Raw genomic sequence first — 15913 nt, 5'->3', positions numbered from 1 at the left:
GCAGGAGGCCCTGTCCGTCTCCCCCGGCCCCCAACTGGGGGCGCTAATGGCGTTTCTGCGGCGCGAGAGCGCTTCGGGCGCCTGGCCGTTGCCGATGAGGCGTCCATCCTGGACCGTGCTCGACAATGGCTTGCAACAGACGGGGCTGCAACAGGCAGCCTCTCCCCGGCGGATCCCCCGTCGGAATTGGCCTGATTCACCCTGATGTGATAAAGATGGTGGCGATTCTGGCTTGGATCTGCCAAAAAGTTCTGGCATCCTGTTGACTTCACTCTTGATTTCAACGTTCTTTTCACACTTTTCACGTCCCTTCCCCCATTGCAACGCATGAACAACCGTTCCAACAATAATCAGCAGGGAATTCGCATCTATGGCATCTCTGAACAAGTGATGGGGGGTGTGTTAGGATGGAGTGAGAGACTGTGATCTGGCAGGAGGCCCGCTGGCATGGAGCGGCTGCTGCGGGTGCATTGTGTGCAACTGTTCTATAACCTCAGTGATCCGGGAATGGAGGACAGGCTCTAGGAGGTGGAGAGTGTGGGCCGCTGTAGCGGCATCCGTCTGGAGAAGGCGCCGGACGAGACGGCGATCCGCACCTTCCGCCACCTGTTGGAGCGTCATGGACTGGGGAAGGTGCTGTTTGAGACCATCAAGGAGCATCTGGCAGCAGAGGGTCTGCTCCTGCAGGAGGGAACAATGATGGCTGCCAGCATCTCGCGGCGCCTGCATCGAGGAAGCACCGGAGAAGAGAACGTGACCCTGAGATGCAGCAGCCCAAGAAGGGGCAGCAGTGGCGCTGCGGCATGAAGTTGCCTATTGGGGTGGATGATCAGACAGGGTGGCCCATAGGGTGGTGACGACTGCTGCCAACGTCCATGACCTGGTTCCTGCAGACCCGTTACTCCATGGGGAGGAGGAGGGTGTCCGGGGTGATGCAGGATATCGGGGCATTGCGAAGCGCCCATCCCACCGGGATCGTCAGGTGGCCTGGCATAGTGCCCTGCGGGCCGGCCAACGCAGGAAGGTGGCCGGAGACTCGTTGGAGCGCCTCATGGAGCAGTGCCAGGCCAGTGTGCGGGCCAAGATGGAACACCTGTTCTTCTATGTGAAGCAGATGGTTGGCTATAACAAGACCCGCTACCGAGGCCTGGCGGGGAACGAGAATCGCTTGGCCCTGCTGCGGGGCTTTGCCAACCTCCTACGTGGGGAGTCTTGTCCGGTGTGAATCCCAGGGCATCCGTGTGTCTGCTTGCGATCCAGCAGACACAAACTCAACCATTTGGCAAGGGTTGCGCCTACTTTTAGCTATTTTGGACCAGGTTTGACCGCCGTAGCTCCCCCATCCCCATGCCCAATCCTCTATGGAACTCTTCTCAAGCCTAATTCAGAGGTTCCTTAGTGTCTCAAGCAGGTTTCCTTGCCAGCCACAGGCGGGAAAGGAAATGGGTTTCACTGGGCAGCAACGTGAAGCCGGCCTGCTCCAGATGGGTCTCGATGGCGTCGGCCATGTAATCCCCGTAGAAGGGCTCGTGGTAGACGCGCCGGAAGTTGTCCGAAAGCACCTTGAATTGTGGGGAGTCCTTTGGCTGGACGGAATCCAGGACCGCCAGAACGCCGCCGGGCTTGAGGAGGCGGAACGCTTCCTTCATGGAGTTGGCCCGGGCCGAGCGCGGCAGTTCATGGAGCAGGAAAACACAGGTGACGGCGTCAAACCAACCGTCCACAAAGGGAACGGCTTCCACGTTGGCCTGCACAAGCTGGGGCAACTCCCCTGGCCGTTCCGCCAGCCAGCGCCCCGCCTGCCGCAGATAGGCCTCGGATAGATCACAGCCCACAAGCTGGGCCCGGGGGAATGCAGCCCGCAACTGGTGCATGGTGCGGCCTGTGCCTGTGGCCAGATCCAGAATGCGCACCGGTTGCAAGGGATCATCGCCAACTGCCAACCGGGGCAATGCCTGCTTCAACGGCCGCAGCAGGCGCCGGCGCATGGGGTCCGCAGCTCCGTTGAACAAAATCTCCACCTGCAGGTCGTAGAGGGCGGCGGAATGGTCACTCAGATACCCATCCGTCTGGTTGTGGAAGTTGCGCAGGTAGTAGGCGGGGTAATGCCGGCGGTTGACGGTTCCGGGCAGGTCCTGAAAATCCCGCCGGCGCTGGCGGTCCCAGGCGGCAGGGCTATCCAGCCACAGCAGGGGATAGCGGACGGCCCAGTCTTTCCAGGGACTGGAAAACAGCAGCTCGGTGGGATAGATTCCCTCTTCCCCATCCTGCCAATCCCGCTCCAGCAGAAGATCCATGGCGTCATGGAGTGCCTGAACGGCGCCGGGCTGCAGGGGAAGGGTTTTGACCACTGCATCGGGGGCCATGGTCTTCAGCAGGCGGAGGCTGACCTCCTTATGGGCAAGACTGAAGGCCCCTTTGCCTTTTTGTAATGCCTGGTACGTCAGTTTTGCCAGCGTGGCGGGCATGGACAGGGCGGGAGACGCAAACCCCATTGTGACCGCACACCATGGCTGCCGTGGTCAGGATTGCCCCAATTGCCAGTTCGGAACAGCAAAGAAAACCGTAACCCCGGTTCCGGATCAGAGGTCATCTACACTGGCCAGTATGCACACCACTCCCTTGATGGGCCACTTGTTGCCATGGCTGAGTGTCATGGCCTTGATCCTGTTCTTCAGTTGCTGGTCCCCCAGCCTGGCTACGGGTGACCCGCTGGCGGCGGCGTCAGTGAAGGCGGAGGCTGATGCCCTCTATGGTCTGGGGGCCATGCAAGGGGCACGGGGCAATTGGCGGGGGGCGCACTGTAGCTATGGCGCTGCCGCCCGGATTCAACCCGACTTGATCCTGGCCCGATCCAGCCAGGCGCTGGCCGCCATGGAGTTGGGTGATCTGGTGGTTGCGGAGGAGACGTTCCGTCAACTGATTCGCCGTTATCCCCTCTTTGCCGATGCTCGCGCTGCCCTCACGGCACTGCTCTGGCGCCGTGGTCTGCAGGGGGAGGCGGAGAGCCATTGGGCCGCCAGTGTCGGTCTGGATGATCGCTATGCCGATGCCCAATGGCTGTTGGCAGTGCGCCACTGGCCCCCGGGCCCGGTGCGGGATCTTCAGGAATTCCTGTCGTCGGTGCAGTCTTGATGGGCATGGCCAGCTTGCTTGCCCTCACGGAGTTGCGCCAGCAGGTGCAAGACCTTCAACCGGATCTGGTGAAAATTCGCCGCCACCTCCATGCCCATCCGGAGTTGAGTGGTCAGGAACAACGGACAGCCGCCTTTGTGGCCGGCTCCTTGTATCAGTTGGGCTTCGATGTGCGGGAAGGGATTGGCGGCGCCGGGGTGGTGGCTGAACTGGGGGGGGGAGCCGGCCCCAGTATCGGCTTGCGGGTGGATATGGATGCCTTGCCCATTGAAGAGCGCACCGGACTGCCTTTTGCGTCCCGTCAACAGGGCCTGATGCACGCCTGTGGCCACGACATCCACACCACGGTGGGGATCGGGGTGGCCCACGTGATGGCCCCCCTCGCTCGCCGCTTGCCGGGGACACTGCGGCTGTTGTTCCAGCCGGCTGAAGAGATTGCCCAGGGGGCAAGCTGGATGGTCAAGGCGGGGGCGCTGGAGGGTCTGGATGCCCTGTTCGGTATTCATGTACACCCTCCATTGGCGGCCGGCAAGGTGGGGGTGCGCTCAGGCGTGTTCACGGCCACGGCGGATGAGTTGATTGTTGAAATTCTGGGGGAAAGCGGCCATGGGGCCCGCCCCCATGAAGCCCTGGATGCCATCTGGATTGCCAGCCAGGTGGTCACCGGGCTCCAGGAGGCTGTCAGTCGCCGGATGAACCCTCTGCACCCGGTGGTGATCAGCTTTGGCCAGGTTCAGGGGGGCTGCGCCTTCAATGTCATCGCCGACCGTGTCCTGCTGAAGGGCACGGTGCGCTGCCTGCATCCGGACACCCACCAGCAGCTACCCGGTTGGATTGAGGGGGTGATCGGGGGAATCGTGGGAATCCACGGCGCCCGGTCCCATGTGAGCCTCCGCGCCATCACCCCGTCCGTATTCAACGACCCCGGCCAGACCCGCTGTCTGGAAAAAGCGGCCCGCACCGTTCTGGGGGACGACAACGTGGAATACCTCGATCAGCCCTCCCTGGGGGCGGAAGACTTTGCCGAGATGCTCAAGCACGTGCCCGGCTGCATGTTCCGCCTTGGGGTGGCTGGGCCCGAGGGCTGCTATCCCCTCCACCATGGCTGCTTTAACCCTGATGAGAGGGCCATCGCAACAGGGGTGGAGGTGCTCACCGCCACCTTGCTGCAGCGGTTTGATCTTCCTGTGGATCACGGCTTACCCTGATTGTGAATACACCGCCCCATCCCTTCTCCCGACTGGCTGCCCTCGCTGCCCTCGCCATGGCGTGCCTGGGTTTGCTGGCCGGTCTGCAACGCACCGACAGCGAAAAGCTGCAAACCATCCCCATGGTGGTGATTGGCGCTGGGCTCACCGTGACGGCCTGTGGGCAATGGATTTACCATCGCCACCGGATCCTGCGCGCTCTGCGCGAAACACCCCGAAACGCATCAGCCCCCGGCGCCAAGCCCAGGCCATGAGAAGGATGGTGGGCGCCTCCCGAAGACCCTGAACCACCGCCGCCGGTCCCAGGGAGAGTACAGCCCACGGTCGTCTAAAGCCTTCCCGGATGGCCTCCGGCCATGCAGGCAACGTGGCCCGGCTCCAATCCGCGCTGTGCAGATTGACACAGCCATGGGGGCTGGCCTGCAGATGCTCCCGGACCGCTTCCATGCTGGCAAAGGCGGCATGTCCCCACTGGGTCAGCAGAACGTTCAGAACCATCCGCTCCAGCCGGCTGGGCGGCTGGCGGCGGGGATCTCGCTGATTCCAATCCGCCATCACCAACTGACCACCTGGTCGCAGGAGGCGCAGCAGTTCGTTGGCAAAGCATTGCTTGTTGGCAATGTGGGGTGCCGCTTCCACGGTCCAGACCGCATCGAAACACCCGTCCGCCATGGGTACGGCCAAGGCGTCCATCACGGCAAAACGGCAGGACAGGTGTTCCGGCGTCAATGCCCGGGCCCGGTCGATCTGCTGACTGCTGATGCTGATGCCCAGAACATCAAAGCCGTAATCCCGGGCCAGAATCCTTGCACTGCCCCCGATGCCGCAACCCACGTCCAGGAGGCGACTGCCCGGAGGTAGCCGGTGAAGACCGGCCCACTGGACCATTTCATGGACCAGTCTCGCTTTGCTGGCCCGGAAATCCTGGGGTTGGGGAGGATCACCGTAGTAGCCAAGATGGATGTGCTCCCCCCAAAGCCTTTCCAAGAGGCCGTCACGGGTCCAGTGGTCGTAATTGGCGGCCACACTTTGCGGGGATCGATAGGGGCGCCGGCCGGCCAGATAGGCGCAAAGCGCCAGCGCCAGAGCACCGCCAACCAGGAACAGAAGCCAGGGCATGACGGGCCTCTAGTTTTTGGTTCCCTGTTCCAGGTCTTTCAGCACTGTGCGTGCGGCCAACTGTCGGCGGGCCTGGTCCAGCAGGGCATATTCCTGCTGCAAGCGGTCGGCTGTATCCGTGATCTCCAGAAGGTGCTGCTGGGCTGCCGTTGCATTGTCCAGACGGGAAGCCAACCAGAACGACATCTCCTCAGGATCCAGAGGGATATCTTCTGGCAGGCGAAAACTCTTGCCGGAAAGCTTGCCGGAAAGCTTGACAACATCGCCAAGGGCGCTATGGACGTTCTGGACAAGACCCGTCAAATCCGCTGTGGGGGGACCGTCTTCCAGCCAACTGACCAGTCCAATGCAGAAGGGTGTGTCCCGGACCCGGTTCAAGACGCGGAAACGTTGCTGGCCCCTGGTGACAATGGCGCTGCGGTCACGCTCCATGGGATGGTGCTGGAGGATTTCCGTGCAACAACCCACGGTGCTGGGTTCACCGGTCTCAGGATCACAGTTGATCACCCCAAAGCGCTGATCAGCCTCCAGAACCGTCTTCAGCATGATCCGGTAGCGGTATTCGAAAATGTGCAGGGGAAGCACTTCACGGGGAAACAGCACCACTCCGGACAACAGAAACAGGGGAAGCTCCCTGACCGCCAGTGGCTTGATCATGGCCATAGGGCAGCAAGTTGTTCGACCCTAGACAGATGGGGCTTGCTGTGTGGCGGCTAGAGCTTGACCTCAATGTCCACCCCACTGGGCAAGTTCAACTTCATGAGGGCGTCGATTGTCTTTGAGGAGGGGTTGTAGATATCAATCAGCCGCCGATGGGTGCGGGTTTCAAAGTGCTCTCGCGAATCCTTGTCCACGTGGGGAGAACGCAACACACAGTAGATCTTCCGCTTGGTGGGCAGGGAAATGGGCCCGATGGCCGTGGCTGCCGTGCGGTCTGCGGTGTCAATGATCTTCTCGCAGGAGATGTCCAACATCCGTCGGTCAAAGGCTTTGAGGCGAATACGAATCTTCTGCTGTGCAAGGGTTCTGGTCATTGCAAGGGCTCAGAGGTGGTGGCGTGGGCCATGGAAGGGTTGAGTTGTCAAGGTGCGGGGGGCGGACAACCAGTCGCAGTGAGGGTTTCCAGGGCCTTCAAGGGAAGGCCCGCCCTCCGTGAATCGTCTCAGGCAATGATCTTGGAGACCACGCCGGCGCCAATGGTGCGACCACCTTCGCGAATGGCAAAGCGCATGCCCTTCTCAATGGCCACCGGCACAATCAACTCACCGGTCATCTTGATGCGGTCGCCAGGCATCACCATCTCCGCCTTGGAGCCGTCGTCAGCGGTGAACTGGGTAATCTGGCCCGTCACGTCCGTAGTGCGGATGTAGAACTGGGGACGATAACCAGCGAAGAAGGGGGTATGACGGCCGCCTTCTTCCTTGGTGAGCACATAGACCTCCCCTTCGAACCTGGTGTGGGGAGTGATGGAGCCGGGCTTCACCAGAACCATGCCGCGCTCCACTTCATTCTTCTGAATGCCCCGCAGGAGCAGACCAACGTTATCGCCGGCCATGCCCTCGTCCAACAGCTTGCGGAACATTTCCACGCCGGTGACCGTGGTCTTGCGGGTGTCCTTCAAGCCAACGATCTCCACTTCTTCGTTGACCTTGACCACGCCCCGCTCAATCCGGCCGGTGGCCACGGTGCCGCGGCCCGTGATGGAGAACACGTCCTCAACGGCCATCAGGAAAGGCTTGTCCACTTCCCGCTCCGGCTCGGGGATGCTTTCATCCACGGCATCCATGAGGTCCAGGATACTGTCAATCCATGGATCCTTGCCCCGCTCACCGGTGGCGCCCCCCTGGATGGCCTCCAGGGCTTTCAAGCCGGAACCCATGACCACCGGGATGTCGTCCCCGGGAAACTCGTACTTGCTGAGGAGTTCCCGGATTTCCAGTTCCACCAGTTCCAGCAACTCCTCGTCGTCAACCATGTCTTTCTTGTTGACGAAGACCACCAATGCGGGAACACCCACCTGCTTGGCCAGGAGAATGTGCTCCCGGGTCTGGGCCATGGGGCCATCGGTGCCGGCCACCACCAGGATGGCGCCATCCATCTGGGCGGCCCCCGTGATCATGTTTTTCACGTAGTCCGCATGACCAGGGCAGTCCACGTGGGCGTAGTGACGGTTCTCCGTCTCGTACTCCACGTGGGCCGTGTTAATGGTGATGCCACGCTCCTTCTCTTCAGGGGCGCCGTCAATGTCGTCGTAGGCCTGGGCCTGGGCGCTGCCGCGGGCCGCCAGGACGTTGGTGATTGCAGCGGTCAGGGTGGTTTTGCCGTGGTCAACATGGCCGACGGTGCCGATGTTGACGTGGGGCTTGTTCCGCTCGAACTTCTCGCGTGCCATTGATGGAAAGAATCGGGGAGGTTTTCAGATGAGGGATGGAAATCAGGATTTGCCCTGATTCTTGGCGATGATCGCCTCAGCGACATTGCGAGGAGCTTCCTCGTAGTTGCTGAATTCCATCGAGAATAGACCCCGACCCTGTGTCATGGATCGGAGTTCTGTGGCGTAGCCAAACATCTCGGAGAGAGGCACCTTGGCGGTGACCTTGCCGATGCCGTCCTCGATGGTCTGGCCTTCCACCATACCACGGCGAGACGATAGGTCGCCAATGATGGGGCCGAGGAAGTCGTCCGGGATTTCCACGTCCACCTTCATCATGGGTTCCAGCAGGGCCGGCCTGCATTTGTGAACCGCATCCTTGAAGGCCATGGAACCGGCAATCTGGAAAGCCATTTCCGAGGAGTCCACGTCGTGGAAGGACCCGTCCACCAGGGTGCATTTGACGTCAATCATGGGATAGCCCGCCAGCACGCCGGATGCACAGGTTTCCGCCATGCCTTTCTGGGCTGGGTTGATGTACTCCTTGGGAACCACGCCACCGACAATTTTGCTCTCGAAGGCAAAGCCCGAATTGGCTTCTCCCGGCTCCATCTCGATAATGACGTGGCCGTACTGGCCTTTACCGCCGGACTGACGCACAAACCTGCCTTCGCCCCGGGCGCTGGCGCGAATGGTTTCCCGGTAGGCCACCTGGGGGGCCCCCACGGTGGCTTCCACCTTGAACTCCCGCAACATGCGGTCCACCAGAATCTCCAGGTGGAGCTCCCCCATGCCGGCGATCACCGTCTGGTTGGTTTCCGGATCCGTGCTGACCCGGAAGGTGGGATCTTCTTCGGACAGGGACTGGAGCGCCTTGGAGAGTTTTTCCATGTCCCCTTTGGTTTTGGGCTCCACGGCCACGGAGATCACCGGCTCGGGAATGAACAGGGTTTCCAGGACGATGGGTTTCTCCTGGGCGCACAGGGTGTCCCCTGTGGTGGTGTCCTTGAGACCCACCACGGCCCCCAGGTCTCCCGCCCGCAACTCGTCCGCCTCTTCCCGCTCGTCGGCCTTGAGCACCACCAGGCGGGAAATACGCTCTTTTTTGCCCTTGGTGGCGTTCAGCACATAGCTGCCCTTGCTCAGGATACCGGAATAGATGCGCACAAAGGTGAGCTTGCCGTAGGGATCGGCCATCACCTTGAAGGCCAGGGCGCTGAAGGGCTCCTCATCGTCCGAGGCGCGCACGGTTGTCTCGCCGCTCTCCAGCACCCCCTGGATGGGGGGCACGTCCACGGGGGCCGGCAAGTAGTCCACCACCGCATCCAGCAGCAACTGCACCCCCTTGTTCTTGAAGGCGGAGCCACAGAGCATGGGCACCAGGCCATGGTGAAGCACCCCTTCCCGGATCCCGCGGACCAGTTGCTCCTGGGTGAGCTCGCCGTTATCCAGGAAGGCTTCCAGGAGATCCTCGCTGGACTCCGCCACCGCCTCCATCATCACACCACGCCAGGTTTCCACCTGGGCGGCCATGGCGTCGGGGACGGGAGCTTCGATGATGTTCTTGCCCAGGTCGTCCTTGTAGAGGTAGGCCTTGTTGCGCACCAGATCCACGATGCCGCTCAGATCCCCCTCCGCGCCAACGGGAAGCTGGATCGGGAAGGCGTTGGCCCGCAGGCGGGATTTGATTTGCTCATGGACACTGAGGAAGTCAGCGCCGGTGCGGTCCATTTTGTTGACAAAGACCATGCGGGGCACCTGGTAGCGGTCCGCCTGGCGCCAGACGGTTTCCGACTGGGGTTGGACGCCCCCCACGGCGCAGAACACGGCAATCACCCCATCCAGAACCCGCATGGACCGCTCCACCTCAATGGTGAAGTCCACGTGGCCGGGGGTGTCGATGATGTTGATGCGATGGTCTCGCCAACTGGTGGAAATGGCGGCTGCCGTGATGGTGATGCCCCGCTCTTTCTCCTGGGCCATCCAATCCGTTGCGGCAGCGCCGTCGTGGACCTCGCCCAACTTATGCACCACACCGGAATAAAACAGAATCCGCTCGGTGGTGGTTGTCTTGCCGGCATCAATGTGGGCGGCAATGCCAATGTTGCGAACGTGGTCCAGGGAGACATTGCGGGACACGGAAAACCTCCGAAGTGTGTGCTTCTGACCGAGGGCGGGGCAACTCTACAGACAAATCCGTTCCCCTGACGCCGTGCCCGCCCATGGAACCTGGGGTACAACGTCAGGGGAAGAACGGTCAGTAGCGGTAGTGGGCAAAGGCTTTGTTGGCTTCCGCCATCTTGTGGGTTTCTTCCCGTTTGCGGACGGCACTGCCGGTTTCATTGGCGGCGTCCATCAACTCCCCCGCCAGCTTCTGGGCCATGGAGCGCCCGGAGCGGGCCCGGGAGTAATTCACCAGCCAGCGCAGGGCCATGGCTGTGCCCCGCTCCGGGCGCACCTCCATGGGGACTTGATAGGTGGCGCCACCGACGCGCCGAGCCCGCACTTCCACAAGGGGGGTGATGTTGCAAATGGCAGTCTCGAACAGGGTGACGGGGTCGCCGCCTGTGCGTTCCCCCACCAGATCGAGGGCTTCGTACAGAATCCTCTGCGCCGTGGACTTCTTGCCGCTTTTCATGAGCCTGGCCACCAGCATGGCGGCAAGACGGTTATTGAAGCGTGGATCAGGCGTAACCGGACGCTTCTCGGCGGTATTGCGGCGGGACATGGGGTGGAGACAGTGGAAAAATCGGTGGGAAGTTGAACAGTGACGGAGCAGACCTTGGCTCGGGTCACTCCTTGGGCTGCTTTGCCCCGTATTTGGAGCGGGATTGGCGACGGTCCTTGACCCCTGCCGTATCCAGGGTGCCGCGAATGATGTGATAGCGCACACCCGGAAGATCCTTGACCCGTCCCCCGCGAATCAACACCACGGAGTGTTCTTGCAGGTTATGGCCCTCCCCGCCAATGTAGGCGGTCACCTCGAAACCCGAGGTGAGCCGCACCCGGGCCACCTTCCGCAGGGCGGAGTTGGGCTTTTTCGGGGTTGACGTGTACACCCGGGTACACACGCCCCGCCGCCCGGGGCACGACCGCAGGGCGGGGGATTTGGTCTTGTCTCTCAGCCGAGAGCGCTCGGTACGGATGAGTTGCTGGATCGTGGGCATTCGAGGCCTGGCGATAAACCGCGGCGGGGTCGCACAATCTACAACTTTACCGCATCACTGTCTTGATCAGCCCCCTTGGATGGGCGGCTGAAGCCAACGCCACAGGTGCAGAACTGCACGTCCTTGGGACCGCGAAGGATGAAGCCGCCGCCCCGCAGGTCATGGTGGTGGTCCAGATGCATGGATTCCAGTTGGTTGATGGTGTCCTGGCTCGCCCAAAGGGTCATGCCGTCCGTGCGGGCCATGGGTTCGCCCACCACAACACCGGCGCGGATGATCAAGACCCAGCTCTGGCATCCACCGGGTTGTAACTCCAGGCTGGCAACCCCCGGGCGGGACGTGAGGGCAGCCTGGCGGCTCAGCTCCACAGCGGCCTGGGGGGTGATCTGGAACGGGGCGGGTCTGGCCATGGCGATTCCTCAGTTGCGGCTGCGTTGCGAACCATTCTCCCCCGGCGGCTCGCGAACCACCACACCCAAACCGTTATGGACCCGGGAATCCACGCCCCGCCCCCGCACGGTTGTGACCCCCCGGAACACCAACGTGGTGGAACTGCCGCCATCGAGATTGAGGGCGTCCTCCATGCCCAACTGCCGGGCCAGGCGAGTGGCTTCCTGGAGGGTGGGTCCGGAATTGCCCAGACCCTGAACCGTGAGGAGCCACAACTGACCCTGACCCCAGGCCACCATGCTACGGGGCGCCTTCTCCCTTTGAAACTGGGTGCTGAAGCGCTCCAGGGCGGCATTCAGCACCGGCCGACCGCCCTGCAGCAGGAGGGGACCGGCCCCGAGAACGTGGGGCTGCCGGGCAAAGACTCCGGGGGTCAGACGTTGATCAAGGACAACCGGATCACCAAGCTGCAGTGGCAGGCTGGCGCCGCTACGGGCCACCAGCAACCAGCTTTCGGGGGCAAGAGCAACGCCGCCTTTGAGTTGAAAGGCGGCAAAGTGGCGCACCACCCGGTTGTCTCGCACCAGGAAACCGGTCTCGCCCTGGGTGAGGGGACGGTAATGGCTGCCCCAGTGGTGGGTATAGCGCGCCACCCCTTTCTGGACGTAGCCACTGTTCAGGTGACTGACGGGGAAGGATCCCCTGGGTCCCGTCACCGTCTCTTTCATCGCCAACCGCCCGAACGCCGGCCGCTCTCCTGATCCCCAGCCAATGGCTCCGCGACCGAGAATCGGGCCGGAAAGCCAATGCCCCTGCCGCTTGATGGCGCCCAACGGCAGTTTGCGAGTGCGGTGGAAGTAGCCGCCGTTGATGGCCAGATCCGCTTGCCAGGCGTTGGCCAGCGCCTGGAGAGAGTCGAGCCCGTCCATGCCGTCGGATCCGGTCAGGGGCAGCATGGTGACCGATGGGTTTGTCAGGTCCAGGGCCACGCTGTGGAGGCGAAACCTCCTGCTGCCCAGGGTCAGGACCCTGGTATTGAGCCGGAACTGCTTGAGGGGTGGGAGAACGGCTTGCCCTCCTGTCGGTCCCAGGACTCGAAGGGCGAGAAAGTCCTCATAGGACAGATCCAGAACAAGGCGCTCCGGACCGCCGAGGGTGAGAATGCGGCTGTTGGCGCTGAGGACTGTTGTGTGCAGCTTCAGCAGACCCGGTGTCCACTGGTGGGGAATGCCGAGGGTCTCCATCTCCCGCAAATGGGCCTCCCGGGAGCGCATCTCCACCAGCAACGACCGGTCCTCAACACGGAAAGGAGCCGGACCCAGGAAGTCCAGCACGATCCGCACCCGTTCAGCGGATTGCGCCAGCCGCACGTTGACCAGGCGTGGTGGTGGAATCCGGAGATTCAACCGGGAACCCACGGCCCTGAACTGCCAACGGAAGCGCTCCGCCAAGGGGGCAATGTCCACGGCCGGCCCGCTCCCCAACGGAGGATCGGCCTGTTGCAAAGGGGAAACGTGGCCGAACCAGGCCAACTGCAGGCCGTCCGCCCCGGGGTTGACCCTGGCCCCCAACCGATGGGTCAGGATCTCAACCGGTACAACAAGGCGCTGCCCGGAGCCCGACTCCCCTTCAAGGCGCCATGGAAACTGGAGTTCGGCGCCGTTCAACACAATGGCGTCCCCGGTGATCAGGGCGGATCCCGGCTTCTGCGTCTCCTGAAACGGCGGCAGGGGCAGCGGCAGTGCGGCCGGCAACTCGATCTGAAATTGCTCTGTCGCTTGAGAGGGACGCGGCGCCGGGGCAACAGGGGGCGCCGGGTTCTGTCCACGAACTGGGGCGAACAGGCCGAAAAGCAAAGAACTTGAAACGCTCAGCGCTGCAAACCGGCCAACGACACTACCCATTGGCCAGAACAAACAGGGTTGAAGGCGCTGTCATTTCCGTCTTCGCGGCTAACCTGAAAATTTAAAGTCCGGCTGTTGTTAATGTCCACGCCATCCCCCTGTTCCAACTGGCCTTACCAGGACTCTTCCGGGCCCGATTGGCTGGAACGAGAGCGGGATGGCTGTGGCGTCGGGTTTCTGGCCCGGCTGGACGGCCGGGCGAGCCACTGGCTCCTGCGGCAAGCCCTGGGGGGCCTGGCCTGCATGGAACACCGGGGCGGCTGTGGCGGTGACCGGGACTCCGGAGACGGAGCCGGTGTGCTCTGCGCCATTCCCTGGCCCCTGCTGAAGGCGCTCTGGCCTGCCGTGGCGGCGCTGCCGGATGGGAACATTCCCGCCTTGGGCATGGTGTTTCTACCCAGGGACGGGGAGGCCCGCTCCACCACCCGCCGTCTTTGCGAGGAGCAGGCGGCCCGTCTGGGGATCCGCAGCCATGGCTGGCGGGTGGCGCCCGTTGACCAGGACGTGCTGGGTCCCATGGCGGCCGCAAGCTGTCCGGTGATTGAGCAGTGGCTCCTCTCCATCGATGAAGGCCATGGGGACCAGGAAGCGTTGGAGCGCCTGCTGTTTCGTTGTCGCCGCCGCATTGGCGCCCAGCTTGGCGATGTATTGGGGACGGAGATGAGTCGCCATGTCTCCTTTGCCTCCCTGAGCACCCGCACGGTGGTCTACAAGGGCATGGTGCGCTCCGAGGTGCTGCCGGTTTTCTACAGGGACCTGCAGGACGAGCGCTTTGCCGTTCCCTACGCGGTCTACCACCGGCGGTTCAGCACCAACACCCTGCCCCGCTGGCCCCTGGCCCAGCCCATGCGCCTGTTGGGCCACAACGGTGAAATCAACACCCTGCTGGGGAACATCAACTGGTCCCTGGCAGCCCAGGACGGCCTCAAGCAAGTCTGGGGGGACGCCGCGTCGGACCTGCATCCCGTGGTGAATCCCGCCTTCAGCGATTCCGCCAACCTGGACGGGATGCTGGAGCTGATGGTGCGCAGCGGTCGCCCCGTCATTGAAAGCCTGATGACCCTGGTTCCGGAGGCGTTTCAGCAGCAACCGGAGCTGGAGGGGCGCCAGCAACTGCAAGACTTCCATACCTACTGGTCCGGCATCCAGGAAGCCTGGGACGGACCCGCCCTGCTGGCGTTCACCGACGGGCGCTGGATCGGAGCCTGTCTTGATCGCAACGGCCTGCGTCCGGCCCGCTACTGCGTCACCCGGGACGGCCTGGTGGTCATGGGAACGGAGACCGGCGTGGTGGAACTGGACGAGGCCGCCATTGTGGAGAAAGGGCGCCTGGGTCCCGGTCAGATGTTGGCCGTGGATCTGGAGAGGGGACGCCTGCTGCGCAACTGGGAGGTGAAGGAAGAAGCGGCCGGCCGCTATCCCTACGGCCAATGGCTGCAACTGCGGCAACAGCTTGCCCCCCAGGCGTGGTGCGGGGAGCCCCGGTTCAGCAACCTGGAACTGCTCCAATTGCAGACCGCCGTCGGCTTCACCGCCGAAGATCTGGATCTCATCATCGAAGACATGGCCGGCAAGCGGAAGGAGCCCACCTTCTGCATGGGGGACGACATCCCCCTGGCCGTCCTCTCCAGCAAGCCTCACCTGCTGTACGACTACTTCAAGCAGCGGTTTGCCCAGGTCACCAATCCCCCCATTGACCCCCTGCGGGAAGAGTTGGTGATGAGCCTTGCCGTTCACCTGGGGGCCCGGGGATCGGCGCTGTGGCCATCTGCCGAGGGGGCGCGCCGTCTGGACCTCTCTTCCCCGTTGCTCAACGAGGCCGAACTGAGCCAGTTGAGTGCGTCAGGCTGGAGTTGCCAACATCTCAGCACCCTGTTTCCTGTGGCCACCGGCCCGGATGGCCTGCAAAAGGCCGTGGAGCAACTCTGCCGGCAAGCGGAGCAAGCGGTGCGGCGCGGCGCGGAGATTCTCGTCTTCTCGGACCGGCAGGACGGTGGCCTTGGCCCCATGGACAGCATCATTCCGCCGTTGCTGGCCACGGGCGCCGTCCATCACCACCTGATTCGCGCCGGCTTGCGACTGCGGGCTTCCCTGGTGGTGGAGACGGCCCAATGCTGGACCACCCATCACCTGGCCTGTCTCATCGGCTATGGCGCCAGCGCCGTCTGCCCATGGCTCACCTGGGAGACCACCCGTCACTGGCGCAACCATCCCCGCACCGTCAAGATGATTGAGCGGGGCAAGCTGCCCCCCATGGATGCCGCCCAGGCCCAGGCCAACGTGCGCTACGCGCTGGAGGCGGGCCTCCGGAAAATCCTCTCGAAAATCGGCATCTCCCTGTTGTCCAGTTATCACGGCGCCCAGATCTTTGAAGCCGTGGGCATCGGGGCCGATTTGATTGCCACGGCCTTCCGTGGCACCACCAGCCGCGTGGCGGGCCTCAGCTTCGCCGAACTGGCGAGTGAGACCCTGGCCTTCCACAGCAAGGCCTTCCCGGAGTTGAGCCGCAGCAAGTTGGAGTTCATGGGCTTTGTGCAGTACCGCACGGGGGGGGAATATCACCTCAACAGCCCGGAAATGGCCAAGGTGCTCCACAAGGCCCTTGCCCGGGGACCGGGC

Annotated in this window: 16 protein-coding genes and 1 pseudogene; 7 read left to right on the top strand and 10 right to left on the bottom strand. The window is 62.9% G+C overall.

Going from position 1 to position 15913, the window contains the following annotated elements; genetic code table 11:
* From BG35_RS12935 to BG35_RS12330, 3 genes are all read left to right on the top strand, one after another.
* Window positions 1–195: hypothetical protein (locus BG35_RS12935; protein ID WP_161632496.1), on the top strand; the 195-nt coding region annotated here is incomplete at its 5' end.
* A gap of 333 nt (window positions 196–528) precedes the next feature.
* Window positions 529–807 (top strand): hypothetical protein, encoded by a 279-nt coding sequence (locus BG35_RS12335; RefSeq protein ID WP_051506079.1) that lies wholly within the window; start codon window positions 529–531, stop codon window positions 805–807.
* Window positions 808–850: 43 nt separating this feature from the next.
* Window positions 851–1225: a transposase gene (locus tag BG35_RS12330; RefSeq protein WP_161632495.1), complete on the top strand. Its 375-nt coding sequence runs from the start codon at window positions 851–853 to the stop codon at window positions 1223–1225.
* A gap of 178 nt (window positions 1226–1403) precedes the next feature.
* On the opposite strand, the gene BG35_RS0101455 is transcribed toward BG35_RS12330, so the two are convergent.
* Window positions 1404–2468, bottom strand: a complete 1065-nt coding sequence (locus tag BG35_RS0101455) for a class I SAM-dependent methyltransferase (protein WP_025781381.1) — start codon at window positions 2466–2468, stop codon at window positions 1404–1406.
* Window positions 2469–2655: 187 nt separating this feature from the next.
* Here BG35_RS0101455 and BG35_RS0101450 point away from each other — a divergent pair, with 187 nt between their 5' ends.
* From BG35_RS0101450 to BG35_RS14025, 3 genes and pseudogenes are all read left to right on the top strand, one after another.
* Entirely contained in the window at window positions 2656–3135 is a 480-nt protein-coding gene (locus tag BG35_RS0101450; RefSeq protein ID WP_025781380.1) for a hypothetical protein, read from the top strand.
* Window positions 3136–3140: 5 nt separating this feature from the next.
* Window positions 3141–4343: an amidohydrolase gene (locus BG35_RS0101445; protein ID WP_025781379.1), complete on the top strand. Its 1203-nt coding sequence runs from the start codon at window positions 3141–3143 to the stop codon at window positions 4341–4343.
* 56 nt (window positions 4344–4399) lie between these two features.
* Window positions 4400–4453, top strand: a pseudogene (locus BG35_RS14025) (hypothetical protein); the annotation flags it as partial.
* Between the two features lie 34 nt (window positions 4454–4487).
* On the opposite strand, the gene BG35_RS0101440 reads toward BG35_RS14025, so the two are convergent.
* From BG35_RS0101440 to BG35_RS0101400, 9 genes are all read right to left on the bottom strand, one after another.
* Window positions 4488–5462 carry a methyltransferase domain-containing protein gene (locus BG35_RS0101440; RefSeq protein ID WP_025781378.1) on the bottom strand — a complete coding sequence of 325 codons (975 nt, stop codon included), beginning with the start codon at window positions 5460–5462 and terminating at the stop codon, window positions 4488–4490.
* A gap of 9 nt (window positions 5463–5471) precedes the next feature.
* Window positions 5472–6125 (bottom strand): LON peptidase substrate-binding domain-containing protein, encoded by a 654-nt coding sequence (locus BG35_RS0101435; RefSeq protein WP_025781377.1) that lies wholly within the window; start codon window positions 6123–6125, stop codon window positions 5472–5474.
* Window positions 6126–6175: 50 nt separating this feature from the next.
* Complete coding sequence (gene rpsJ / locus BG35_RS0101430) at window positions 6176–6496, bottom strand: 30S ribosomal protein S10 (protein ID WP_025781376.1); 321 nt, start codon at window positions 6494–6496, stop codon at window positions 6176–6178.
* 128 nt (window positions 6497–6624) lie between these two features.
* Window positions 6625–7854 carry an elongation factor Tu gene (gene tuf / locus BG35_RS0101425; protein WP_025781375.1) on the bottom strand — a complete coding sequence of 410 codons (1230 nt, stop codon included), beginning with the start codon at window positions 7852–7854 and terminating at the stop codon, window positions 6625–6627.
* Between the two features lie 42 nt (window positions 7855–7896).
* On the bottom strand, window positions 7897–9972 hold the full coding sequence (gene fusA, locus BG35_RS0101420; protein WP_025781374.1) for an elongation factor G: 2076 nt from the start codon (window positions 9970–9972) through the stop codon (window positions 7897–7899).
* 118 nt (window positions 9973–10090) lie between these two features.
* A complete protein-coding gene (gene rpsG / locus BG35_RS0101415) occupies window positions 10091–10561 on the bottom strand; it encodes a 30S ribosomal protein S7 (RefSeq protein WP_025781373.1) in 471 nt (156 codons plus the stop codon).
* A gap of 64 nt (window positions 10562–10625) precedes the next feature.
* Window positions 10626–11000 (bottom strand): 30S ribosomal protein S12, encoded by a 375-nt coding sequence (gene rpsL / locus BG35_RS0101410; RefSeq protein WP_025781372.1) that lies wholly within the window; start codon window positions 10998–11000, stop codon window positions 10626–10628.
* Between the two features lie 38 nt (window positions 11001–11038).
* Window positions 11039–11410 carry a hypothetical protein gene (locus tag BG35_RS0101405; RefSeq protein WP_025781371.1) on the bottom strand — a complete coding sequence of 124 codons (372 nt, stop codon included), beginning with the start codon at window positions 11408–11410 and terminating at the stop codon, window positions 11039–11041.
* A gap of 9 nt (window positions 11411–11419) precedes the next feature.
* Window positions 11420–13144, bottom strand: a complete 1725-nt coding sequence (locus tag BG35_RS0101400) for a phosphodiester glycosidase family protein (protein WP_025781370.1) — start codon at window positions 13142–13144, stop codon at window positions 11420–11422.
* Window positions 13145–13375: 231 nt separating this feature from the next.
* On the opposite strand from BG35_RS0101400, the gene BG35_RS0101395 reads away from it, so the two are divergent.
* Window positions 13376–15913, top strand: a 2538-nt coding sequence (locus tag BG35_RS0101395; protein WP_025781369.1) for a glutamate synthase central domain-containing protein, incomplete at its 3' end; no start/stop codon positions are given.

Origin of the sequence: Candidatus Synechococcus spongiarum SH4 (assembly GCF_000586015.1) — a bacterium.
Taxonomy (GTDB): domain Bacteria; phylum Cyanobacteriota; class Cyanobacteriia; order PCC-6307; family Cyanobiaceae; genus Synechococcus_B; species Synechococcus_B spongiarum_F.
This window is presented reverse-complemented; position numbering and strand designations above follow the sequence as displayed.

Excerpts from the sequence above, each read along its gene's own strand:
- BG35_RS0101455 (WP_025781381.1), bottom strand. The coding sequence starts at position 2,468 with ATGCCCGCCACGCTGGCAAAACTGACGTACCAGGCATTACAAAAAGGC.
- BG35_RS0101450 (WP_025781380.1), top strand. The coding sequence starts at position 2,656 with ATGGCCTTGATCCTGTTCTTCAGTTGCTGGTCCCCCAGCCTGGCTACG.
- BG35_RS0101445 (WP_025781379.1), top strand. The coding sequence starts at position 3,141 with ATGGCCAGCTTGCTTGCCCTCACGGAGTTGCGCCAGCAGGTGCAAGAC.
- BG35_RS0101440 (WP_025781378.1), bottom strand. The coding sequence starts at position 5,462 with ATGCCCTGGCTTCTGTTCCTGGTTGGCGGTGCTCTGGCGCTGGCGCTT.
- BG35_RS0101435 (WP_025781377.1), bottom strand. The coding sequence starts at position 6,125 with ATGGCCATGATCAAGCCACTGGCGGTCAGGGAGCTTCCCCTGTTTCTG.
- rpsJ (WP_025781376.1), bottom strand. The coding sequence starts at position 6,496 with ATGACCAGAACCCTTGCACAGCAGAAGATTCGTATTCGCCTCAAAGCC.
- tuf (WP_025781375.1), bottom strand. The coding sequence starts at position 7,854 with ATGGCACGCGAGAAGTTCGAGCGGAACAAGCCCCACGTCAACATCGGC.
- rpsG (WP_025781373.1), bottom strand. The coding sequence starts at position 10,561 with ATGTCCCGCCGCAATACCGCCGAGAAGCGTCCGGTTACGCCTGATCCA.
- rpsL (WP_025781372.1), bottom strand. The coding sequence starts at position 11,000 with ATGCCCACGATCCAGCAACTCATCCGTACCGAGCGCTCTCGGCTGAGA.
- BG35_RS0101405 (WP_025781371.1), bottom strand. The coding sequence starts at position 11,410 with ATGGCCAGACCCGCCCCGTTCCAGATCACCCCCCAGGCCGCTGTGGAG.